Annotated in this window: 22 protein-coding genes and 1 pseudogene; 5 read left to right on the top strand and 18 right to left on the bottom strand. The window is 58.3% G+C overall.

Annotated elements, in window-relative coordinates:
• Positions 1-37: 37 nt before the first annotated feature.
• On the top strand, positions 38-631 hold the full coding sequence (locus tag ACIPG5_RS10915) for a hypothetical protein (protein WP_401374905.1): 594 nt from the start codon (positions 38-40) through the stop codon (positions 629-631).
• A 122-nt stretch (positions 632-753) separates the two neighbouring features.
• Complete coding sequence (locus ACIPG5_RS10910; protein WP_401374902.1) at positions 754-1,710, top strand: arsenic resistance protein; 957 nt, start codon at positions 754-756, stop codon at positions 1,708-1,710.
• A gap of 191 nt (positions 1,711-1,901) precedes the next feature.
• Here the strand turns inward: ACIPG5_RS10910 and ACIPG5_RS10905 are convergent, their stop codons facing one another.
• Both ACIPG5_RS10905 and ACIPG5_RS10900 read right to left on the bottom strand, forming a co-directional pair.
• Complete coding sequence (locus ACIPG5_RS10905) at positions 1,902-3,308, bottom strand: YfcC family protein (protein WP_401374899.1); 1,407 nt, start codon at positions 3,306-3,308, stop codon at positions 1,902-1,904.
• Positions 3,309-3,337: 29 nt separating this feature from the next.
• Complete coding sequence (locus ACIPG5_RS10900; protein ID WP_401374896.1) at positions 3,338-4,462, bottom strand: M20 family metallopeptidase; 1,125 nt, start codon at positions 4,460-4,462, stop codon at positions 3,338-3,340.
• Positions 4,463-4,588: 126 nt separating this feature from the next.
• Between ACIPG5_RS10900 and ACIPG5_RS10895 the strand changes: the two genes are divergently transcribed.
• Positions 4,589-5,509: a LysR family transcriptional regulator gene (locus ACIPG5_RS10895; RefSeq protein ID WP_401374893.1), complete on the top strand. Its 921-nt coding sequence runs from the start codon at positions 4,589-4,591 to the stop codon at positions 5,507-5,509.
• Positions 5,510-5,553: 44 nt separating this feature from the next.
• On the opposite strand, the gene ACIPG5_RS10890 is transcribed toward ACIPG5_RS10895, so the two are convergent.
• On the bottom strand, positions 5,554-5,784 hold the full coding sequence (locus ACIPG5_RS10890; RefSeq protein ID WP_401374890.1) for a hypothetical protein: 231 nt from the start codon (positions 5,782-5,784) through the stop codon (positions 5,554-5,556).
• Positions 5,785-6,382: 598 nt separating this feature from the next.
• Here ACIPG5_RS10890 and ACIPG5_RS10885 point away from each other — a divergent pair.
• Positions 6,383-7,291, top strand: coding sequence for a DUF2806 domain-containing protein (locus tag ACIPG5_RS10885; RefSeq protein ID WP_176513893.1), 909 nt, complete (start codon positions 6,383-6,385; stop codon positions 7,289-7,291).
• Between the two features lie 172 nt (positions 7,292-7,463).
• Here ACIPG5_RS10885 and ACIPG5_RS10880 read toward each other — a convergent pair whose 3' ends face one another.
• From ACIPG5_RS10880 to ACIPG5_RS10865, 4 genes and pseudogenes are all read right to left on the bottom strand, one after another.
• Entirely contained in the window at positions 7,464-8,618 is a 1,155-nt protein-coding gene (locus ACIPG5_RS10880) for a Fic family protein (RefSeq protein ID WP_401374887.1), read from the bottom strand.
• Between the two features lie 708 nt (positions 8,619-9,326).
• Positions 9,327-9,956 (bottom strand): annotated as a pseudogene (locus ACIPG5_RS10875) (Abi family protein); the annotation flags it as partial.
• A 330-nt stretch (positions 9,957-10,286) separates the two neighbouring features.
• A complete protein-coding gene (locus ACIPG5_RS10870; RefSeq protein WP_095115901.1) occupies positions 10,287-10,502 on the bottom strand; it encodes a hypothetical protein in 216 nt (71 codons plus the stop codon).
• A gap of 809 nt (positions 10,503-11,311) precedes the next feature.
• The gene (locus ACIPG5_RS10865) at positions 11,312-12,208 is read right to left on the bottom strand and encodes a hypothetical protein (protein ID WP_401374884.1); all 897 of its coding nucleotides are present in this window, start codon (positions 12,206-12,208) and stop codon (positions 11,312-11,314) included.
• A 191-nt stretch (positions 12,209-12,399) separates the two neighbouring features.
• Between ACIPG5_RS10865 and ACIPG5_RS10860 the strand changes: the two genes are divergently transcribed.
• Positions 12,400-12,585, top strand: coding sequence for a hypothetical protein (locus tag ACIPG5_RS10860; protein WP_186723217.1), 186 nt, complete (start codon positions 12,400-12,402; stop codon positions 12,583-12,585).
• Positions 12,586-13,461: 876 nt separating this feature from the next.
• Here ACIPG5_RS10860 and ACIPG5_RS10855 read toward each other — a convergent pair.
• The 11 genes from ACIPG5_RS10855 to ACIPG5_RS10805 form a co-directional block, all read right to left on the bottom strand.
• Positions 13,462-14,076 carry a hypothetical protein gene (locus ACIPG5_RS10855; protein ID WP_401374881.1) on the bottom strand — a complete coding sequence of 205 codons (615 nt, stop codon included), beginning with the start codon at positions 14,074-14,076 and terminating at the stop codon, positions 13,462-13,464.
• A 188-nt stretch (positions 14,077-14,264) separates the two neighbouring features.
• Positions 14,265-14,678: a hypothetical protein gene (locus ACIPG5_RS10850; protein ID WP_193754387.1), complete on the bottom strand. Its 414-nt coding sequence runs from the start codon at positions 14,676-14,678 to the stop codon at positions 14,265-14,267.
• 68 nt (positions 14,679-14,746) lie between these two features.
• Complete coding sequence (locus ACIPG5_RS10845; RefSeq protein WP_401374878.1) at positions 14,747-15,337, bottom strand: tail assembly protein; 591 nt, start codon at positions 15,335-15,337, stop codon at positions 14,747-14,749.
• 2 nt (positions 15,338-15,339) lie between these two features.
• Complete coding sequence (locus ACIPG5_RS10840; RefSeq protein WP_401374875.1) at positions 15,340-15,732, bottom strand: hypothetical protein; 393 nt, start codon at positions 15,730-15,732, stop codon at positions 15,340-15,342.
• Positions 15,733-15,798: 66 nt separating this feature from the next.
• Entirely contained in the window at positions 15,799-16,743 is a 945-nt protein-coding gene (locus tag ACIPG5_RS10835) for a hypothetical protein (RefSeq protein WP_401374872.1), read from the bottom strand.
• Positions 16,744-16,746: 3 nt separating this feature from the next.
• Positions 16,747-17,346, bottom strand: coding sequence for a hypothetical protein (locus tag ACIPG5_RS10830; RefSeq protein WP_401374870.1), 600 nt, complete (start codon positions 17,344-17,346; stop codon positions 16,747-16,749).
• Complete coding sequence (locus ACIPG5_RS10825; protein ID WP_401374868.1) at positions 17,343-17,645, bottom strand: hypothetical protein; 303 nt, start codon at positions 17,643-17,645, stop codon at positions 17,343-17,345. The genes ACIPG5_RS10830 and ACIPG5_RS10825 overlap by 4 nt, the downstream gene beginning before the upstream one ends.
• Before the next feature lie 336 nt (positions 17,646-17,981).
• Positions 17,982-19,781, bottom strand: a complete 1,800-nt coding sequence (locus ACIPG5_RS10820; RefSeq protein ID WP_401374865.1) for a DUF927 domain-containing protein — start codon at positions 19,779-19,781, stop codon at positions 17,982-17,984.
• Positions 19,768-20,658 carry a toprim domain-containing protein gene (locus ACIPG5_RS10815; RefSeq protein WP_401374863.1) on the bottom strand — a complete coding sequence of 297 codons (891 nt, stop codon included), beginning with the start codon at positions 20,656-20,658 and terminating at the stop codon, positions 19,768-19,770. The genes ACIPG5_RS10820 and ACIPG5_RS10815 overlap by 14 nt, the downstream gene beginning before the upstream one ends.
• The gene (locus ACIPG5_RS10810; protein WP_401374861.1) at positions 20,655-20,882 is read right to left on the bottom strand and encodes a hypothetical protein; all 228 of its coding nucleotides are present in this window, start codon (positions 20,880-20,882) and stop codon (positions 20,655-20,657) included. The genes ACIPG5_RS10815 and ACIPG5_RS10810 overlap by 4 nt, the downstream gene beginning before the upstream one ends.
• Complete coding sequence (locus ACIPG5_RS10805; RefSeq protein WP_401374859.1) at positions 20,875-21,159, bottom strand: hypothetical protein; 285 nt, start codon at positions 21,157-21,159, stop codon at positions 20,875-20,877. The genes ACIPG5_RS10810 and ACIPG5_RS10805 overlap by 8 nt, the downstream gene beginning before the upstream one ends.
• Positions 21,160-21,187: the final 28 nt, after the last annotated feature.

The raw sequence follows: 21,187 nt of genomic DNA, 5'->3' as shown, positions 1-21,187 counted from the left end.
GCCTAGCCTTGGCGCTCCTTCAACCTGGAGCACGCCCATGAGCACCGATATCGACCGCTCGTTCATCGCTACCCTGCAACACGACGGATCGCCGATCAACGTCTTCGACGCCATGGCCACCGGCCCTGTGATACTCGCAAGCCCGTACCAGGCCCCGGCCTTCACCCTCGACGGCACACGCACACTGGGCTTGCTCAATGGCAACGAGGATGACTGGCAACATGGCCGGGAGATGGGCCTGGTCACCTTCGACAAAGGCCCGACACCTGACCCCTTGATGCTCTACTTCCGCTACAGCCAGGCGGGCTACCGGCTCTACGTGCGCAGTGGCAGGCACCTGGGCGAAGGCGTGTTCTGCGATGCCTATGGCGTGGTGAACAGCCAACCGATCGAAGCGCTCGATCCCGCTTTGTGGCACGTGACCCTTGAACAAAACGGCGAGCCTTTCGACCTGACTGAAACCGAGGGCGACAGCCACGATATTCAACTGACCAATCTCCACGGCCACCCACTGCAGGTTCACGGCCTGTATCCCGTAGGTGGTTACCTGACTTGCTACCCTGCGGCGCGCAAGAGCACGCTGCGGCTGATCATCCTGGCCCGCAACATCGATTGGCTGAACGCCGATTGACCGCCCCCAAGCCCAGCCCTGCAGGCGCGTGGTGCGCCTGCAGGGCCTCCACATTTGACGCGCCCCTGCCGCCTTTTCGTATTAACCTGTGCCGTTTCAGCCCCCTATGCACAGGCCCCGCTTTGACCAGAGAGCAACTCGAAACCCAGCAGATCCCGATCTACTTCGCCGCCGTGCTCGCCGCCGTCGCCTTCGGCCTGCTGGCCCCCGGCAGTGCACAGCACCTCGAAGCCCTGGTCACCCCCGCCATTGCCGTGCTGATGTATGCGATGTTCCTGCAGATCCCCTTCCTCGACCGGCGCCAGGGCCTGGGCAACCGCCGCTTCATGGCCGCCCTGCTGCTCGCCAACTTCATCCTCGTGCCACTGCTGGTCTGGGCCATTACCCGCGGCCTGGTGGCCCACCCGGCGATCCTCATCGGCGCCCTGCTGGTGTTGCTGACCCCGTGCATCGACTACGTGGTGGTGTTCACCCACATCGGCAAAGGCGACTCCCGCCTGACCCTCGCCGCCACGCCCGTGCTGCTGTTGGTGCAGCTGGTGCTGCTGCCGGTGTACCTGGCGTTGATGCTCGGCGACGGCAGCGAGGTGACGATTGCCATCGCACCGTTCGTGGAAGCCTTCGTGTTGCTGATCGTGTTGCCGATGGTCCTCGCCGTGCTCACCAGCGCTGGCGCTCGGCGTTCGCGGGCGGTGTCGGCGTGGAATGATGGCTGGGCGTGGATGCCGGTGCCGGCGATGGCACTGGTGCTGGTGGCCGTGATCGGGTCGCAGATTGCCGTGGTGTGGCGTGATTTCGACCGGTTGTTGCCGGTGATTCCGGTGTATGTCGGCTTCATGCTGCTGGCGCCGGTGCTTGGCTTTGTCGCCGCGCGGCTGTTGCGCTTGCCGGTGGCCGAAGCGCGTTCGGTCACCTTCAGCGCCTCCACCCGCAACTCACTGGTGGTATTGCCACTGGCCCTGGCCCTGCCGGAAGACCTGCGCGGCCTAGCCGCAGCGGCAGTGATTACCCAGACGCTGGTGGAGTTGGTGAGCGAGCTGGTTTACGTAAGAGCCATCCCAGCCCTGCTACGCGACTAATGCTACACCCCAAATTTTTGAAAGCTGTGGTGTACCTGTGGGAGCCGGCTTGCCGGCGATAGGGCCCGAACAGACCCTACAAGGCAAACAGCGTTGCGCCCTGCCAAGCCAGCACTTGCCTGCCATGGCCTGATCGCCGGCAAGCCGGCTCCCACAGGTTCCTCTACAGCCTCCACAGACGTGAATGCCTGTTAGAACGGCCCCCACTTTATTTCCACACCCACGATCAAAACGGTCACGCAAATCACCACCCACACGGCAATCAACGGCGCGACAAACTTCACCCACTTGCCGAACGGTATGCCTGCCACGGCCAACACCCCCATCAACACCCCGGAGGTCGGATTGATACAGTTGACGATCCCTTCACCAAACAACACCGCATGCACAACCACTTGCCGCGTCAACCCGATCATGTCGCCGATCGGCACATAGATAGGAATAAGCAACGCCGACTCCCCCGACCCGGAAGAAATCGCAAAGTGCATCAGCGCCGCACTGACATACATGCCAAGCGCAGCCATCGCAGGGTGCAGCGGGGCTAAAACATCAGCCAGGAAGCCAACGATGGGGTCAAGGATGTGCCCGTTTTCAAGAACGATCGAAATGGCACGCGCCATGCCGACAATAAGGGCGCCCGATACGATCCGAGAGCAACCGCCAAGAAAGCTGTTGGCAATCTCAGACGACGACAGCCTGCCAATCATCCCCGCCACCATTGCCATGAAGACGAACATGGCCGTCATTTCGACTTCGCCCCATTTCAGGGTCATGGCACCGTAGATGAAAGCCCCCAAGCAAAGCGAGGCGAAGGCCAGGATCACCCAGTGACGGGTAGTAGCCTTTTCCCCCTGCCCGGAGGCCACCGTCACTTCAGGCCGTCGTTCTCCGTTTTTGCGGCAAGCCCGCACATACAGCGTCAGGAATACGATGCACGCGAGAATGAACAGCGCCGAGGTGATCCCGCGCAGCCCAAAGCCAGAAAACAGCGGAAGGTGTGCAAGCCGCTGGGTAAGCCCCGTGGTTACCGGGTTGGTAAGCGCCACGTTGAACCCCGAGGCACACGTCAGGTAAACCAGCGATACCCCGAAGATAGGGTTCAGGCCCAGGGACTTGGCCACCAGCAGGCCAATCGGAACGAATGCGACAACCGCATTGACCACAACGCCCGTTGTGCCCAGCGCCCCGAAAATCAGACCGAACATGGCAACGATCAAGAAATCATTGAGCCGGGTGCTGTTGGCGATACCGTTCAATGCTTGATGAATCGCCCCGGTGCGTTCCAATACTGCCAACGCACCGCCCGTGAACAGGATCAGGAAAATGATCGGTGCCGACTTCTGCAAACCGGTGGCTATCGCTGTAAAGACTTCCAGGGGCAGCGCGCCGCTCTGGGCGACCGGATGAAGACTTCCCGAGATCACGAATGAAATGCCATCGCGCATTTCACGGTCGAAAGACCCGGCCGGAATTATCCAGGTCGCAATGGCAGCGAAGACCAGAACGACGAACAGAAAAACATAGGGGCTCTTGGTTTCTTGCTTTGCACTTTTCGAGGCGTCGCTCGCCGCCTCAAGGGCCGATTTTGTATTTATCATAGCCTTCACTCTAAATGTTCTCGGTAGCGTCAAAGTCTCTGAATGAGCTCGGCCAGAAGTGCAGCGCGTACTGGCAAGTCCGAGATAATGATGTGTTCATGAATGGCATGCGGCCCGACACCGGTGGCGCCAAGTCCATCCAACGTGGGCACGCCGACTGCGGAGGTAAAGTTTCCATCACTTCCCCCACCCACCGAGGCACCTTCGATCTGAATACCCAGCGCGGTTGCTGCTTCCTGGGCAACAGCGAAAAGCGCTTGGTTTGCAGGCGTAAATTCAAGTGGCGGGCGCACCAGCCCTCCCGTTACAGAAACCTGCGCCCCCGCCAGGCAGGGCTTCATTGCATTGACCAACCCTTCGATGCGCCTTGCCTCCGACACGCTACTCACGCGCAAATCGACACTCAATTCGGCACTGTCGGCAACCACGTTGGTCCGCTGACCACCTTTGGCGATGCCCACGTTAAGGGTGGTCCCCAGCGCTGGAGCGTTCAGGCCATGCAGAAACAGAATCTGCTCGGCCATCTCGTGCACTGCACTGACCCCGTCCTCCGGGTTGTTGCCGGCGTGGGCCGCGCGGCCCTTGATCTTGATGTCGAAACGCCCGGTTCCTTTGCGCTCGGTCTTGAGCGCGTTGGTATGCGAAGTAGCCGGTTCGACGACAAGCACCTGCTGGCACTGCACCGCCTCGCTTTCGATCCACTCGCGAGAACTCGGGCTGCCAAGTTCTTCATCGCTGGAGCACAAGAAACGGATCTCCCGGTCATTGAGCAATTCAAGGTCAATGAGAGCCTTGGTCGCCCAAATGGCCTGAATAAGCCCGGCCTTCATGTCCAGTACACCCGGGCCGTAGAACTTGCCGTCCTCGATTTTCAGGGGCAGGCGCCCGATATCCCAGACGGTGTCGAAGTGCCCGAGGATAGCCGTGCGCTTCGAGCCTTTACCGACCGTGAAAACCAGATGGTCGCCGTACACTTCACGAGGAACGACTTCGACACTAGCGCCAATACGCTGCGCCATGATTTCCCGAAGCACCTCGCCACAGGCATCGACTGCACGTTTATCGGTAGAGGGTGATTCTGCACTGACCAGCAGCCTCAAATCGGCGAAAAGGCTGTCGGAATGCTCCTGAAGGTACGCTTGCACGCTACTCATGTCTTGGCCTGTGATGCGTTTGATGAAGCCCCAGTATGGGAGGGCACCCTGGCTTGAAAAATACGAGGCACGCCACTAGATTGTTGCCCTCAGGTCAACAGTCAGCCGCCGCCGTAGGTCACGAAAATGGACAATGAACTGCAGGAAAAGCGCCTGGGCTACCTCCATGAAGTCGGGCTTCACGGAGGTATCCGCAAGGCAGCCGATGTCCTGAACGTCAATCCTTCCGTGATCAGCCGCCAGGTGGCGCTGCTCGAACGCAGCCTGCACCTACCGCTGCTTGAGCGCCGTGGACGAAACGTGGTGTTGACCGAGGCCGGCAAGCTGCTTTCGGATCACTATGCGCAAACCCAGGAACGCCGCGAACTGCTGAGCAGGCACTTGAATGACCTTCGTTACATGAAGGGTGGGACGGTGAACCTGCGGATTGGGCCAGGCATGGTTGCAAACTTCGTGGCCAACGAGTTACGTGAGTTTTCCAAGGTTTATCCGGATGTCTTCGTCGACATCAGTTCAGGCGACATGAGCGCCACGCTGATGATGCTGGTGCGCGGGGAAGTCGATATGGCGTTGTCTTTCGGCCCTATTGAAAACGTTTCGCTGCAACGCCGCAGTTTTACCCGAGGCCCCATCTGCGCCATCGTTCCCAGCGACCATCCCTTGAACGACTTCACCAGCATTCCCATCAAAGCGCTGGCACAGCACAGGCTCATCGCGCTGACCAACAGCTACGGCATACAGCGCTACATCAACAAGATGTTCGAGGCGGAGAACGTGGTGTTTACCCCTGCCTATCGCTGCAACCAGCAGTCGGTCGCGATCGCTTTATGCCAAGCAGGGTTGGGCGTGGGATTCATGACCGCTCAAGCGCTTGGGCAACAGGGCGGGAATTCGCTTTCGGCGATACCGCTGGATCACCCGATTGCGAGGGAGTCGCAGTGCCACATCTTGCGAAGCTCGGATCGCCGCCTGCATCCCGCCGCTGAACATCTGTGGTGGTTGCTGGTGAATAACCTGGAACGGGCGCAAAACGAAGGGGCTGTGTAACGCCCGCATGCGCGTTGCGCCGGTCGCCGTTTACTCAATCAGCCCTACTCTCCCTCCCCCTCTTCGTCCCGCAACAAGCTCACTTTTCCACACTGCTCGCTGGCCAACCGGCTGATGATCCGGATCGCCTGGTGGATACCGGCGGTGTTGCGGAAGCTCAGGTGCGGGTTGTGTTCGCACTCGAGGACTTCGTCGTGCTGGACCAGGGCTTCACCCAGCAGTTCGAGTGTCCAGGCGTAGCTTTGGATGGTGGATAAGCGTTCGTGGCCAGTCATGAGGCACCTGCCTTGGGCTTGGGTGCGATGTGTTGCAGATGGGGTAGAAACCGTGGGGTTGGGGAGGCGCCGCAGGGGTGCGGCGGCGGAGAACGAATGCGAGGATCCTGGATAGCTTCAAGGTGGGCATGCATGAGGTCCTTTTCGGTTAAAGAACCACGCTGACCGTCGCCAAACGGTTAGGGTGGCAGCTGTACGCAGGTTGGCGAACCGAGGAAAAGGAACCCGGCAGACCCGAAGGTCTCCCACGCACAGCCGCCATTACACGAAACTGCGAACGCAAAAAAAGCGCCTGCAATCGTGATCGGGGCGCCGTTGCGCCTTTTCGTACGGGTCGCCAAACCCGGTCGCGGAGTTTACCGCGGCCTCGGCAATCTATCCCTGTGTGGCTGTTTACGCAAGTTCCTCGGGACACCAAAACGCTACACGCATCGTGGGAAATTACGGCGTTTAGTATTGGCTCTCACGCACCTTGCAGGTATAAAGCACTTTGCCATTAGCCAAACCAGCTTTAGGAGAGGGGTCTTCATGAGAACAGCCCTCACCTTCCGCGATGCATCTCCACGCAACATGGCGTGAAGACTCTGAGAAGAAGATCATGAGCGATAATGGAAAATCAATTTTGGATCTCAGCAACCTCACCCAACCAGCCTCAATATTGATTGAGAAAATATCAAACGCGATAGGCGTATTATACGAACCAAAAAAAATAATTAAACTTGCGCAAGCACAAGCCCATGCCGACCTAATAAAATTCAACAGCAAAGCGCAACTTTCGGAACTAGAACAAAGAGCAATACACAACTTAATACAGCGCGAAACAATAAAACAGGACAACATCGAAAAAATCACTGCAAATGCGATCTTGTCGTTGCCCCCAGACGCCAATCCAGAGGACATCAGCAAGGACTGGCTGAGCTATTTCTTTAATCACTGCGACTCTGTGAGCGAACCAGAAATGCAGCGCGTATGGGGAGAGATTCTTGCAAGAAAATCCTCTGACCCTTCAAGCTACTCAAAAAAAACGATTAGCACTCTCGGCATATTAGAAAGCGATGACGCAGAAATTTTCACCAGATTTTGCTCCTTTGCTTTAACTCAAGAGGGCTCACCGGAGCTTTATATCCTAGACACTGACGACAGCTACTTCCGCGACCAAAATATAAATTACGGCTCAGCGTTGCATTTGGAGTTCTTAGGACTCATTCACTACTCATCTGAGGGGTTTGCGCTGTCCCTTGCCCCTGAAAACAATGAAAACACACCAGAAGACTGTCATACAGTCTCCATGAAATATTTTGAAAGGGAACTTGAAATAATAGTCCCTCGAACGAATATGGATAACTTATCTGAAGACAGGATTCAAATCTCCACAGGCCAAGTAAATTTCACTACCGTTGGCCAAGAGCTATTCACTCTCTGCCGTGCCGTCCCTTCTGCCACTTTTATTGATTACCTGAGAAAAAAACTTAAAGCGCAAAAGACTCAGATAGTTGAAATAATCTAACCCCATTCTCAGGCGCTTAAACCGCGCAGCCTGACGGGGAAAGCGAGCTCTCGTAGAAACTCTGCTGCGTCAGGGCTTTGCGAAGCGGATGGCATATTCCGTGACGTCGCTTCGCGGCTAAACCCGTTCCTATGGGCCATGAAACGCGTTGTTCATATCTGTTTTCCATCCATCACGGCTTATCAAGGGGCTCAGGAATAAAGCCCTGTTCTCTCAACGCTTTGATCACCCCACGTATCAAGTAATTGTTGGAGAAACCGATCGTGTACTGCCTTGAACCTGGGCTAACCGGTACAAGCATACCTTGGTCCACCAGCTTCCTGATCTGGTAGGTCCGTTGACTGGACGTGAGCTTGGGCAAAACCTCGGCAATGTCGGCAGATTTAACGACCTTCATTTTTATCGCACTCGTCAGAATCTGCTCCTCTACTTCAGTGATCCACTCCCGACTGCGCGCAAAGCTCACCGCTGGAAACAAGATACTTTTCGTGAGATAGCCATAGTTGGTGAGCTTATCCACCTTTTCCAGCTCGTCGCGAATGCCCTGCAGAACGTAGATACACCACGACTCCAAGCCCGCCGTGGTACCGGTGTCGGCCATCCCCAGCATGGTGTAGTAGTTCTCCCGATCATTGCAGAACACCGCCGTTGGGTTCAGCACCCTTCCGCCCACATTCACATTGAAGCCGTACTTCATCAGCAGCGCGTAAGTGAGCAGCCTCACCACGCGCCCGTTGCCATTCCCGAAGGGGTGAATCCAGCCGAACCGGTGGTGCGCCAACGCGACCTTCATCAACGCGTATTTCGGTGAGTCGTCACGATTGATGAAACTGACCAGTTCCTGCATGTATTGAGGCACCAGCACGGCATCCGGCGGGGTGTGTTCCGACTGGGAGATCCTGACCGGGCCTTCACGGTAGGCCCCGGGGGTCTTGTCTCCCTCGCGGCGCAAACCGAGCACGGTCATGGCATGCAGCTCTCGGATGGTGTGCTCCGTCAGGGCTACATCAGGCTTCATCACCTCTTCGATGTAGTCCATGGCTTTCTCGATATTGGCGATCTCCAGCAACTGGTCGGTGCTTTCGGCCTTGCCTTCGACCTTGCTGTCGATGTAGTCCGCCAGTGTGGTGTGGTTACCCTCGATTCGAGCGGATCCCAAGCTCTCCAACGTGTGGAACAAGTCCTTGAGCTGGAAGAAAACCTGCGGTGGCGTATCCCCCTCCAGCCGCAGCCTGCGCAGGAATTCAAGCTCGCTCAGCACGTCAACCAGAGGCGAGTCGAAGGACGGGTTCAGCAGCTGGAGATCGTGATGAGAAAACGTGGCCATCTAGAAATTATCTCTAAATAGGAAAACGACTATCTTTAAAATTTTCGCAAAACACCCAGAGAATATTGAGCGAAAGCTGATCCCCAGCTAAGCATTATCTTGAAAGCCGTGCAACCGGAAGTGAAAAGCGGCCTACCGCTAACTCGAAACTGGTCGTGAGCTGGAGCGGCCAGAAGGGGAATGATAGAGACAAAAAAACCCGCACAAGGCGGGCTTTTTGGAGGGGCCTGAAACAAGGAAAGCTGCATCGGGCCAACTGAATGTGGTGCGGAGACAGGAGTCGAATCAAGCACCTAAAGGCCAATAAAAGCGGCACTGATAACGAGCCCTGGCCATAGCTGTATACCTAAACATATACCTAAATCGAAATGTACCCTGTAGTAGGAAGCTTAAAACGAGTACGCAAGGCCCTGTTGAGGCCTTTGGTACGCGACCTCATTTCCAGAAGGGATGAGCTTCCCAACCCGGGACAATGCCGAGAACGGAGGTGGTCAAACCTGCTTTCGCTAGTGCCGCAACGGGAACGGTCGCCATCACCGCTTTGAATTTGCATTGCCAGTCCGAGCTGGGATCAATTTTTCGTAGCAAAGCCTGCATAGCAACCGCTCGGGCAAACACTCGGCCTCGGTCAGCCTCCGCCGGGAATTCCGCTTTAATGGCCTTCGCATATTGCGGCGTGTCAGAGGTTACGGACGTGTTCCACAGTCGACTATGGTGTGCGCAGATATTGCGCAAAAGAGTGATGCTCTTGAGCCAAGAGCAAATCACACCCTCGTTGTAGCCAAAACAGGCAGCGACGCTTTTGCGATGGTCTAGGTGCAGACCCGCCAGCAGTCGCGACAATTGACCGATGGTCATAGCCTCTAGAACTGTCCAGATCGGCGGCAATGCTGGGGTATTATAGGTGTCGTAATAGTGCTGGATCGGGGCATTTTTCACCCGAAGACCGAGGACGTTTTTGAGGAATTCTCGATGCGTTTCCATGCTATGGAAATGGATCGCGTCAGTGTAGAAATGAGGCCCGCAGGCTCTATCATTCGCTAACGTATTGGTGATAGCAGCGCGGAATGCGACCTCGATACGGTCGATTGCATCAAGGCATACCAACCTCAGCCTTCTATCAAAATCGTAGAGAGCCAAGACATCGTCAAAGCGAGCGGTAGGATGAAACCGCTTCGCGGTATCCTGCATCGGACGCATATAGATCAGGAGACGAAAATAGCCGATGAACTCTAAGGCACGCGTCGCCTTGTCGCGTTGACCGCGGGTGCTGAGCCCTTTGGCGCGAAGATGTCGAAGGAGTGCGGCGGGGGTTTTGGCAGGCTTGACGAATGCCATAGGGGCATGTGGCATGCCTGAGCTTCCTGCTGGCTATGATTTAGAAAAAACTAACCCCCTGGTGCGCAGTTCGGGACTAGGTCCCGTCCGAGGCGTGGGGGTTATTCTTGAGTCAAAATATAAGGGACTTTTGACATTTTGTCAATCCCCATTCTCGGAACTGAAGGATGCAGGCCGTCTAGCAGCGGGTTAATCCGATCGAATTTAAGTATCCTCAAGCATTCTGAACCCATTGACAACCACCGCTGATCCGCGCGCTTGGCCGCGAGTTTGGTAAGCGAAAATCAATCCATGATTCTACCATCGAGGTAGGCCGAGGCTCTTAAAAGGCTATCGAACACTTGCCGCCACCAGTTCGGCGATACCCTGTCGCACGGCGTCTATGTTGTCATCCATAGTCGCCAGCGCGCCGTTGACGTTTCCCACCACGGCATCAGATCCCCGCTCACCAACCCACTTGGCCAGCTCCTCAACCGAGGCCCTCAGCGCGTCCTGGTTGTGACTGAGGCGCTCGAGCACCTCGGCTACGGTGCGTAGTTCTTTCATCCATGGCTCTCCGCTGGGTTATCGAGGAACCATAGTTGATCGGCGACGGCTGGCAAATGCACTGGGCATACCCATCTCGGAGACATCTTTGTCGCCAGGGCATGGCGATCTCCACCATTCCTTACCCGTGGTGGTGGCCTGGTTCCAGCTCCCATGGTGCCAACAGACCAAGGCTGGGGCACTTTGGCCGCCCCCTTCGTAGGCCCGGCATGTCAGGTTTTGTCAGGTTCTGAACCGCCCGATTTCTCTTGACGAGCACACTTGGAAATTCTTGACGGTCTCCGCTCCCACAGCCTAATCGAATCCAGCGCTATGGCTTGCACAGCAGGGCTCACAGCCAATTCTGCTCAGGCGCCAGCGGCTGAATCCGTCAAGGCCTGTCAGGAATTTCGCCGCCCCTGGCCATTCTGGACGAGTAGACGCCGGTCGATGGTAGCCAGCCTCCCGCTCATCAGGACATTCACCGCTCCTGGCATTCCACCTGCTGGTGCTGGCGCTGATCCGTCCAGAGCTATCCAAAATCCGTCAGGGGTCTGTCGGGGGCGAGAGGCGACTAGAGCCGCTAATTTGACGGCCTCCAGCACTGGGAAGACCTCAGACGCCCGGCCACAGGGGCCACTGCTATCTGCCTGGCCCGTGATCCGTCAAAGCGTGGTCAAAGTAGCGCCCAACACCACCAGAAATGTGAGACGGCGCCGGCCATCAGCTTCACCGCCACGGCCTGGCGCGTGGCCTTAAACGCCCAGGCCATGCTGGTTTCGTCTCATGCCTGTCTCACATTTGGTAAAGGCCCAGTAAAGCTTGATGATTTAAGCTTGCGCGGCGATCTTTCGCTTGGAGTTCGTCTGGAAACGGTTGCCTGAAATTGGGGACTGATAAATATCCTCATCCAGGAATCTTAGCAACGCCTTGAGGCTCTTCTTGTCCCCCGGGAAGACGAGCTTCATTTGCCCGGCCTCATCATAGACACCTATATCAATGTCAAACCCGGCAGCTGCAACACGCAGTTCCTGTGGCGTGCAAGCATCGAGAATGCCTTCCTGATTAATGAAGGTGACCTTTTTGCGTATCCAGTTATCAATATTGGCATCAAGCCAACTGGAATTAAAGCCATGGAATTTATCAATATTGAAGAAGTTTTCTACCTCTTCCTTAGTGCTTTCATGGTAATAGGCATCCATATCGAAAAGCCGACGAGCATTGTGAAGGCTAACAAATCGAAGTTCGGTAGGCGAGTTCTCAGCAACCCCTTGAGTGAGTATTGCGGTAGGCTTGTTGTCCAAGGCGATGCCTATCCCATCTAGTCGGCGGAAGGTATTCTTGTCATAGAAAATTGAGAACCTTCCTGTGGCTATTGCTTGTCGCTTATCGAAAGCTTGGACGACTACTGTCGTAATTCCATTTTCAGTGAAGCCTCCAAACAAGCCTTTGATTACCCCCAGCCCCTGCTCTGAGGGCTGCCATGTATCGGCGTTTTCTGGCTCCCGCACAGCGGCGATCAGACCGTCCAGGTCATCGAAGCCATCTATCAGAAGTACCTCATCGTCATCCGGTCGGTAGCGCGCATCAAAGGCAACGTCAGTTTTGTTGCTAATGAATGCTTGAGCCTGTCGGCGAAGCTCCGCCTCGATATCGGTTTGAAGCTCGCCACTCGTAACAACTCTGAGGATACGCGGCGTTGTACCTAGCAAAACAAAAAGATCCATCCATTGTCTCCTAAGATGACTCAAGCACTGTGTGCGACGTTATGTAACTTACTTTCCCAATATCTGCCGGCTTACTGATGACGTTCTTCGTAACAAGCAAAAGGTTCCCGCCATTATTTAGCTGGACCTCATAAAATTTATATCCGCAAATTGCAAGCACCGGATTCGCGTAGAAGGACTTAGACACCCAAATGAAAACAAAAAACATCAGCGCAAAAAAAGCGAAAGTAAAGGGCTCAAGAAAGTACTTCCCCCCTCCTAGCACCGGCAACATGTACGCGACAAAGTATCCCGAAATTTCTTTGTCGGCAGGCTTTATCGAAACAGCGGTGACAGTAGTTTTATTAAGTTTTGCGGCTGAAGATATAATTATCTGATGACAAATAGCACAGAGCGATAACGAACAAAACAGTACAAACAATGACCATAGCTTCTGGTCATGGCTTTGATAAAGCAAGAAGGAGAGCGTTAAACCGATTGGCGCTATCGTTGTCACTACGAGCGCGAATTTCATGAGGATGCTAAGCATGATCAGCCCTTCCACCGCCGTGCGCAAGCGCGCCAGCGACTCTGTTGGATAGAGCTAGCATAGTAAAGCCTTTTACTGGATATACATACAGCATAGAGCTATCCCTCGCCCCTTTGGCGCCAATACTGTTACCTGCCAAGGCAAGATGTCAAATTGCCATGGCGCGTTCAGGCCCGTGCATAGCACAGTTGCTGACTATGGGGCGAACATGGCCTCAGCGCATCCACTCACCCATCGGCACGAACCTGAGAAAACCTGAGATTGGACAGGCTGGCGCTGGGTGTGGGATTCGTGGTTTTGATGTGGTCGCTCATGGTGGGCGCGGCGGTGCTGTTTCCACCTGGCAAGGCCGCAATACCGTGGAAACCCCGCTGGAAACCCAGCCCTAGAAACCATAACTTTTGAAGGGTGGGCCGCCCTGGTTCGCGCGTGGGTGGTTGCGAACGAGAGTGCGAACCACCGGTGCGAACTGGCCCGGTACCGGCGCCTGAATGCGTACCAGCAGCGCGTACCTGGCTGCGTACCAATGGCCCTGCCTGCAGAGACAGCCCAAATGGTGGATACCAGGGTGGATACCGGCAGACCTGGTACGCGCCAGCTACCCGGTCAGACGTTGACATGAGAACGTCCCCGCACCGCCCTCCAGGCACTTGCCCTGTTAGCAAATGTTAGTGCCTGGCCGGGGCTGATCAGTCCTCGATGCGACTGGCTAACGATCAATCCTTCAGTTGATACCGCATTCAGCTAGAGCCTTGTGGAGTGACTGGTCGAGGGCATATTCACCGGTGGTGCTGGCAGCCTGGTTCAGGCCTAGTGTCCGATAGATCAGCACTTTCCCGTTCTTCATCTGCGACAGGATCTGCTGGGCCTTTTCCCCGGTGGCGGCAGTGAAGGGTGACATAGCTTGCGCCGACGCCTGCAAGGCAGTCTTGTAGGTCTTCTCCAGCATTTCCTGCTGCTTAGCGTCCCCACCATAGGCCTGCATGGCTTTTAATTGCCCCTCGGGAACATAGTCGACTGGTGTTTCACCTGTTGCGATGGTCCAAGCTGGATTTTGGTCGATCCTGATTTGCACATCCCCTACTGGAATCTTGAAGCGGCCACCGCTCCGAATTCCTACTCGCACCTCTCCATTCGCTGATTCGATGTATGGGTAGTAGTGGTTGGAAACGGTGTACACGCCTCTGCCGGTGTAGAAGCTGCCCACGGTAACGCCACAGGTAGACTTGTCAGTGAACTGGTCGGTGTCACGGACTGTAATCCACTCGACTGATGGCCGTTGACCAGTTGCGCAACCACTCAGCGCAAGCGCGAGCAGCAAAATGGCAGGAGCTTTCAATTTGACGTTCCTTGTTCAGCGTAGGATGTGCGGCCTATTGCCAGCAGGCAATATAACAGGCAGCTGCCGGGCGCGCGCCAGGTCGGCGAGACAGACGATATGGTCCGAGTGAGACGTTTTGGTCTGTCTCGCGCCACAAAACGGTGAGGTAGCATTTCGTGGCGCGTGTAGTGCAAGACACAAGCTGGCTAAAACGCGGTAGGCGAGAGATCCATGCTCATGCTGGTATCGATCGAGATGCGGTATTTCTTGATGCCGCCAGCATCCAACACGAATGAACGCTCCTTCAGGCCACCACCGCATAGGGTAGTAGAGTTGACCCCGACGATTCGTTCGCCCGGCTCAAGGTAGAATCTGGCGCTTTCCCCCGAAGCTATTTCAGCTGACCGATTACCGTCAATGTAAAGGATGGTATTGCAGGCACTACCGGTGAAGCCTGAGTCGCGGGTCACGACAAGCGTTCCATAGGGGCTGGCAGGTACTTTCTGAAACGCCATCAAGCGGCTCGCTGGAACAGGATCTGCTTGGGAAGAAGGAACAGGGGATGTTGCACAGCCAGACAGCAAAGCCATTCCGGCAAAGGCGATATAGGCGATACGCATACGATCATCCATTGGTTGCGCACAGGGGCGCTGAAAGTAACACGCCCCAGTGACTACACAAATTCCCTTTACGCCTTGTCCTCCGCAACAATTGAGGCAGAGATGATCGCCCCGCCCCAGCGACGCTCTCCAATGCAAATAGGGACAGGGTTGCCGCTGGCAGTGGTATTCCGCGCTGAGCCGAATGCATAGCTCGGAAGATTTTCAGGGGCTCCACTTTGAGAGAGACCCTTGGCCTGGGAGCTAAGCATTTGCATTACTCCTCCAACACCTACGGCCACACCTGCTTGAACCAGGTATGGCTGCTGGGCAACCACACCAACAACAATCAGGACAGCTGCCAACACAGTTTGCAGAACACCGCCGCGTTTACTGCCGGCGATGACAGGGACGATGCGCACCTCCCTGGCTCCTCCCCGATCGAACTCATCCGTCCCAACGTTCTTCCGATTCCTGAAGATGGCGAATTTCATGCCCAGCGCTTCAAGTCGCTTAATCTCTTGTTCAAAGCCTTCCAGCGTTGCCTTCAGGGCCCGAAAGACCTCCCAGGTGTTTTGGCTGTCCAGCAGGTAGTCCTTCTTGCGGAAGAACTTCCGAATCAGCGGGCCTGACAGGTACACAGTGGTCATCTCTGGGGTACTACGAACGATAGCGGCCATCGTTATTTTTCCTCTGCGCCAGTTGCGCTTGATCTGGGAACAGCGGCGCCGATCAACTCGGCAAGGATCATGCGAGCGGCCATCGCATCCTCTCGGATGGCCTTTTCTCGTCGTGGATCTGGGTTCCAGGCCGCGCAGTGAAAGGTCACCTCGGCACGAGCGCATTTGCGCTCTGGTGTTGCTTGCCAAAGCTCCTCTGCGATCTTCGCCTCTTCCTCGGTGAAGTACGGGCCATCGAAGTCCTTACGCCCGCCCTTCACAATGTCGGACACGTTCCAGACCTTGTAACCGGCCACCATTGTTGGGTGCTCTTCAAAGTCCGTGCTCTTGCAGGCCTCCGCAAAGCGCTCACGGTGTGTTGGCTGTGAGGTGCTGCTGTTGCTTGGTTCTGTCATGGGTACCTCTGGCGCCGCTGGCGCTTGTTGTGGGCAGATGCCCGGTGGTGTGGTTGATCGGGTCGGTCACCCGATCAGGTTGCAAAGAATCGCCTCTGACTCCGCCATGTCATCGCGTTGGCTGGCGACCAGGTAGCGGAACACCGACAGCGCCTCGGCCTTGTCGCGGGGTCTGATCTGCGCCAGCAGGCCGAACACGAACCAGTCACGCGCCGTTGCGTCGGGCGGCCCATCGCTGGCATCTCGGTCTACGGCGTTGCGCAGCCGGTACAGGTGATCCCAGTAGTCCAGTTCGTACAGGCAATCAGCCAGGGTGTGGGGTAGCAGCTCACGGTGGGCGTTGAATCGGGCAGCTACCTGGCCCTTGTCGAAGTCACCGAATTGGCCGGCAGGCTCAAGTCCGCGCAGCGCTTCGATGCAGAACGATTCCGCCTCGGTGTCGGCAAGCAGGGCATCACCAAAGCGGGCGGTGCCCTCCAGTCTCAGCCGGTGTTGCTCAATGGCCCGAGTGGCCAGCGCATCAAGGTCAGCGAAGCCGAAGGACGACATGGCGGCGAATAGGTGGCCGGGGTTGGTGGCCACCAGATAGTCCCGGTACCGCCTCTCCAGCACATCGAGCGGCGTCTTGATCTTCTTGGCGCCCTCCATGGCCCGGTCGATCAACGCGGCCTGACCGGTGCTGATGATCGAGCGCAGCCACAGCACCGCATCCACCTCCTTATCACCGGTGACCACCTCCTGCGGCGGCAGCTCGGGCACGCTCGGCAGGGTCTCGGTGCTGGCGCTGATCGGCGGCAGGGTGAACATGGTGCGATGCTGCTCGTTGTCGCGGAACGCCCCGGAGCGTGAAACCAGGGTCTTCACCGTTCCCAGCGGCAGGCCGGTGATCTCGGCCACCTCACGCAGCGAGTGACGGCGGCGCAGGTCCAGCACCTGCCGGCGCTGATCGTCTGAAACCCGTTGTTTCTTCTTGACGGCTGAATCCGCCTGTTTCATTGCTGGTGCGGCCATGGCTTACACCACGCTTAGCTTGGGTGGCAGTTTCGGCCCGAGTGGCGCGCCAGGTGCGAACGGGTCAGGCAATACGCCATCCGGGCAATCCCTGATGAAGTCCGCCATGGCCGCGTGACAGGCGTTGAACAGCGGCGGGTCATTCCACTCCTGCGCCCGGCGCTCTGCGCTGTCCTCCAGCGCATGGGTGAACACCAGGCCTTCCAGATTGGTTACGCCCTCCTGCCTAGCCCGTTCGCGCTCCACCGTATTCACGCTCAGCAGGTCGCACAGGCGCTCGAATCCCAAGGCCTGGGCCAGCCCGTCATGGTCGAACAGCAGCGACCGGCCAAACCCGGCCAGCGCCACCAGCGCCTTGGCTCGCTCAACAGATCGGTGCGTCTGCGCTTGCTCCTCCAGATCGGCAATGGCCTGTCGGGTGAACGGCAGGAACGCTTTCAGTTTGCCCACCTGCCGGCGCATGGCACGTCGCTCGGCGTGGATCGAATCGAGGTTGCGGCTGATGTTGCGGCAGATGCGCCGGGTGGTGATGAGTTGCGTGCTGGCGCTGATCCCTGGTTTCAAGGCGATATCGCACAGGCGCATGGTCGGTGTGAGCGTCATGGGTGGGCCTCCATGGGCGTGTTTTCGTAGGTGGCGCGCAACTCGGCACCGATCAGGCAATGGCGGCCAGCAGGCGCATAGCAGCCCCGGCAGGTCATCACATGGCTGATGTACTGGTCACGGGCCTGGCGCCATTCAGGCGTGGCATTGGCGGCGTTGGCGTAGGGACCAGATGGCAATTGCACAGGCTCAACCAGCACCAGGCGCGGACGATCCGGGGCGCGTTTCGCCATGGGCGGTTTGCCAGCGCCAGCAACGTTCGGCGGCATGTGGTTGAGCAGGTCGGAGAGGAGGCTCATGGCCTCACCTCCACCGGATTTCCGTAATGCCCAAATGTGTCTGTGAAAAAAAATAGGGGGAACGGGGGAACGCGGGGAACACCCAGTGTTTCCGGGGCCTCCAGCGGGGGTACGTGTTCCCCACCCGAAAAACGGGGGAACAGTGATAACCAAACAGAAGGAACTTCATATGCGCTTATATTTAAAAACATGTTTGTGTTCCCCCTGTTCCCCAACACTTCAATAAGGGGGAACGGCTACAGGCCGCGTAGTTACTGGATGTTCCCCCGTTCCCCCTGTTCCCCACGTTTTTAGGTTCCTGTGAATTCGGGCATTGGCGTTTGGTGGTGGTGGTGCTCATAGGCCACTGCCTTCACTGTCCATGGCGTCGGGGTCGATCACATACAGGCGGGCAGACCCACCAGCAGGCAGGCGGTACTTCTTCGTCTTGCGGCTATCCCGGTCGGTATCGTGCTTGGCGAGCGCGCCAGCACCTTCCAGTGCCTTCACTACACGCGCTAGCCCGTGCCCATGGGCGGCCTCGGTCAGTGCAGACTTGTTGAACAGGTACAGCCGCTTGGCGCCGACCACCTCCCAGTACCCGGCGCGGTTGAACACCTTGGTGTCCGGCGTTTGTTCTTCTACGTCCGAGAACCGGCTGCTGCCGTGCTTGTCGATGAAGTCGAGGATGCCGGCCAGGATCTGGCGATCCTCGGCATTACCGCCTCCCACCCGGCTCAGCCACTCGCCGTACAGCAACTGGCAGTCGGCCAGAGCCGTGCCCGGCGTCCACGGCAGCAGGCCGTAGGCAATGGCCATTTCGCCCGCTAGCGCGATCACCGCGAAGCGATCGGCCACCCGCCCGGCTTGGGCGTTGTCTTCCACGAACTGGGCGCGGATGCCGGCGAAGTCCTCGAGCAGGCCGGGGCGGTCATCGCTGGCCAACAGCCTCTCCACGAATGCCGGCCCGATGTGCCCGTGGTTCGCTCCTACGGCCACTGTGAGCTGGCGGTGGAAATCGGCGCCCTCCAGGCCGTGCAATTCATCGAAGGCGCGATGGGTGCGGGTGCCGGCGTTCACATCGACCATGCGCAACTCGGCACCAGCGTGGGCGGCGTTGCCGCTGATGGCCGCGTGCTCGGACAGCGATCGCTCACCACTGGAAAGCGCCAGGAGGCGCCAGCTCAGTTTGCCGCGGGCTTCCCGGTCGCGGGTCATCGTGCCCTTGCCCTGGCCGTTGGCCAGCGAGTAGGCCATTTCCTGTACGCGCTTGGGGTCGGCCCGCTTGATCTCGTCCAAAGGCAGCATGGTGTCGTTACGGCTGGACGCCTCGATCTCCAAGCCGCCCTTGGTCATGTCCCACGATGCGGCGAAGATGCCCGGGTCGCCCCACACAGACGAGCCGATCAACTGCGCCAGCGACTTGCCGCTGGAGCTGTCACCCACCAGGTGAACACCACCACCCAGCACACCCACCAGGCTCAGCAGCGGGCCGGCGAGGGCGCAGCCGATCGCCAGAGTCAGAACCGGGTTGCCCTCGCACTTGGCCGCCACCTCGGCCTTCCAGCCCTCCAGACTGCCCCGCACGCTGAACAGGTTCTGCCCTTTGGCGCTGGCCTGATAGCGCACCTTGTCGCTGCCGATGGTGCGCCCAGGCAGCACAAAGGCGCCTGACTCATGCCAGCCGGGGCGGCAGGTGGTGGCGAACACCTCAGCAGGCCGCTGCTCCAGCAGATACTCCATGAACTGGCCGCGCTTCTTCAGGGCGATGATGACGCCCATGCCGAACAGCGTCCGCCTGGCGTCCTCGCCACTCCCGCCGAACACCTCCATGGGAATGATCCAGTCCTTGGGGCCGCTATCGGTGAGCAGCCGCAGATATCGGCCTTCGCTGCCGTCGTCGCTGTTGGTGGTGCGAGCGGCGACGGTCACGGGCGTGGCGATCCACTCATCAGTGATCGGGCGGTCGCCCTTATCGTCGTCGCTGTCGTCTTCGCCGGCGCTGCGCTTGAAGCCGTGCCAGTACACGCCGGGCTTGAGCCTGCGGCCCTTCTCATTGGTCACCCAGTGCTCGTACACGCCCCAGCACGGGCGATCAGGCTCGACCTTGGGCGCTTCGGGGCGCAGGTTGATGACGTTGGTATCAGGCGGGCGCATGGCGGCACCTCCAGGCGGCGAGGTCGTTGAAGTCGGAAAGGGTCAGCGGTGCGTCGGCTGGCCACTCGGGGAAGGTCACCAGGCCACCGCATGCGGCTGCGGCGGCATGGGCGGCGGTACGCCCCGGATTACCCTTGCCCTCGGCCTCGGTTTCGCGGTCGTCGTCGCCGGCGATGATGATTTCAGTGCCGGGGTGGTCGGCCCGTAGCGCCAGCGCCACCGCTTTCAGGTTCCCGGCATTCATCGCGCAGGCGACCGTGTAGCCGCTTGCGTGAAGAGTTGCGCCCGTGGCCCAGCCTTCACAGATACACAGTGGCTTGCCCGGCGTGATGCGCCCCAGTGGCGAATAGGCGCCTTTGATCCGCCCGCCATACAGGAAGCGCTTGTCGCCGTCCGGGGCGATCCGTTGCAGGTTCACCAGCACACCACCGGCATACAGGGGGACCAGCAGGTCGTCACCACGCTGGCGCAAACCATGGGCTCGAATGTCCTTGGCGACCAGGTAGGGGTGGGCCGGATCAGCACGACGGGCATCACGCCACCAGCGCTGCGCCAGGCCGGCCGCTCTGAGCTGGCGCCGCTGCCGTTCGGCCTCCCGCTGTCGCCGGGCCTGCTCGATGCGCTGGCGCACCTGCTCGGCTTCGCGGCCGTCCAACGGCTCACGGCTACACCAGGTGCTGGTGTCGCCCGTCTTCCAGCTCCCGAACGCGCCCGAGGCGATGCCGTCGGCAAACAGGCAGTACCAGCCATTGAGCGTGCCAGGCTTGTCGCCGGGGACGTGGAAGCGGTGAATGTCGCCATCGTCCAGGGGCAGCCAGTCGAGCGGACCATAGGCCGACTGGAGCACATTACGGAAAAGGATCGTCGCGTCGGTCATGCTGCCCCCTGCGGTGGCGTGAAGCGCTTGGCCAGCCGCTCCAGTTGATTGGTCAGGTGCTCCAGCTCAGGGCAGTGACGGCCCGCGTCACCCTCGGCAATGCGCAACTCCAGGAAGCCCACCAGGGTTTCCACCAGCAGGGCATAGCTGGCGCTGTCGATATGGGCGCCAGCAGTCGGTGGACCACCGATACCCTTGCGGCGAATCGGCGTGACCTTACTCATGGCTCACCCCCTCGGCGCCAGCGAAGGCCCGGCAGACCTGGCCATTGTTCACCGCGTGCCAGTAGGTCAGCTCGTCCAGCGACTCGACGAGGCAGGCCGTCACCACGGCGTCAGCGCTACGCAAAACTACGCGCCCACACTCGGCGTCGGCCTGGCTCAAGAACGGCCCCAGCAAGGCCCGTTCGGCCTTCGGATGGCTCACGTAAAACAGTTCGGTGGCTTTCTTCGGGCAAGCCGATCCCGTCAGCGCAGCGAGGCGCTGTTGAAAACTGGTCATGTTTAACCCCTCAGTCTGGAGTCGCGGC

It is taken from the genome of Pseudomonas sp. NPDC087029 (assembly GCF_044745345.1).
Lineage (GTDB): Bacteria > Pseudomonadota > Gammaproteobacteria > Pseudomonadales > Pseudomonadaceae > Aquipseudomonas > Aquipseudomonas faucium.
This window is presented reverse-complemented; position numbering and strand designations above follow the sequence as displayed.

Coding starts and splice junctions, on each gene's coding strand:
- ACIPG5_RS10915 (WP_401374905.1), top strand. CDS start 38: ATGAGCACCGATATCGACCGCTCGTTCATCGCTACCCTGCAACACGAC.
- ACIPG5_RS10905 (WP_401374899.1), bottom strand. CDS start 3,308: ATGATAAATACAAAATCGGCCCTTGAGGCGGCGAGCGACGCCTCGAAA.
- ACIPG5_RS10900 (WP_401374896.1), bottom strand. CDS start 4,462: ATGAGTAGCGTGCAAGCGTACCTTCAGGAGCATTCCGACAGCCTTTTC.
- ACIPG5_RS10895 (WP_401374893.1), top strand. CDS start 4,589: ATGGACAATGAACTGCAGGAAAAGCGCCTGGGCTACCTCCATGAAGTC.
- ACIPG5_RS10890 (WP_401374890.1), bottom strand. CDS start 5,784: ATGACTGGCCACGAACGCTTATCCACCATCCAAAGCTACGCCTGGACA.
- ACIPG5_RS10885 (WP_176513893.1), top strand. CDS start 6,383: ATGAGCGATAATGGAAAATCAATTTTGGATCTCAGCAACCTCACCCAA.
- ACIPG5_RS10880 (WP_401374887.1), bottom strand. CDS start 8,618: ATGGCCACGTTTTCTCATCACGATCTCCAGCTGCTGAACCCGTCCTTC.
- ACIPG5_RS10870 (WP_095115901.1), bottom strand. CDS start 10,502: ATGAAAGAACTACGCACCGTAGCCGAGGTGCTCGAGCGCCTCAGTCAC.
- ACIPG5_RS10865 (WP_401374884.1), bottom strand. CDS start 12,208: ATGGATCTTTTTGTTTTGCTAGGTACAACGCCGCGTATCCTCAGAGTT.
- ACIPG5_RS10860 (WP_186723217.1), top strand. CDS start 12,400: ATGAAAACAAAAAACATCAGCGCAAAAAAAGCGAAAGTAAAGGGCTCA.
- ACIPG5_RS10850 (WP_193754387.1), bottom strand. CDS start 14,678: ATGCGTATCGCCTATATCGCCTTTGCCGGAATGGCTTTGCTGTCTGGC.
- ACIPG5_RS10845 (WP_401374878.1), bottom strand. CDS start 15,337: ATGGCCGCTATCGTTCGTAGTACCCCAGAGATGACCACTGTGTACCTG.
- ACIPG5_RS10840 (WP_401374875.1), bottom strand. CDS start 15,732: ATGACAGAACCAAGCAACAGCAGCACCTCACAGCCAACACACCGTGAG.
- ACIPG5_RS10835 (WP_401374872.1), bottom strand. CDS start 16,743: ATGGCCGCACCAGCAATGAAACAGGCGGATTCAGCCGTCAAGAAGAAA.
- ACIPG5_RS10830 (WP_401374870.1), bottom strand. CDS start 17,346: ATGACGCTCACACCGACCATGCGCCTGTGCGATATCGCCTTGAAACCA.
- ACIPG5_RS10825 (WP_401374868.1), bottom strand. CDS start 17,645: ATGAGCCTCCTCTCCGACCTGCTCAACCACATGCCGCCGAACGTTGCT.
- ACIPG5_RS10820 (WP_401374865.1), bottom strand. CDS start 19,781: ATGCGCCCGCCTGATACCAACGTCATCAACCTGCGCCCCGAAGCGCCC.
- ACIPG5_RS10815 (WP_401374863.1), bottom strand. CDS start 20,658: ATGACCGACGCGACGATCCTTTTCCGTAATGTGCTCCAGTCGGCCTAT.
- ACIPG5_RS10810 (WP_401374861.1), bottom strand. CDS start 20,882: ATGAGTAAGGTCACGCCGATTCGCCGCAAGGGTATCGGTGGTCCACCG.
- ACIPG5_RS10805 (WP_401374859.1), bottom strand. CDS start 21,159: ATGACCAGTTTTCAACAGCGCCTCGCTGCGCTGACGGGATCGGCTTGC.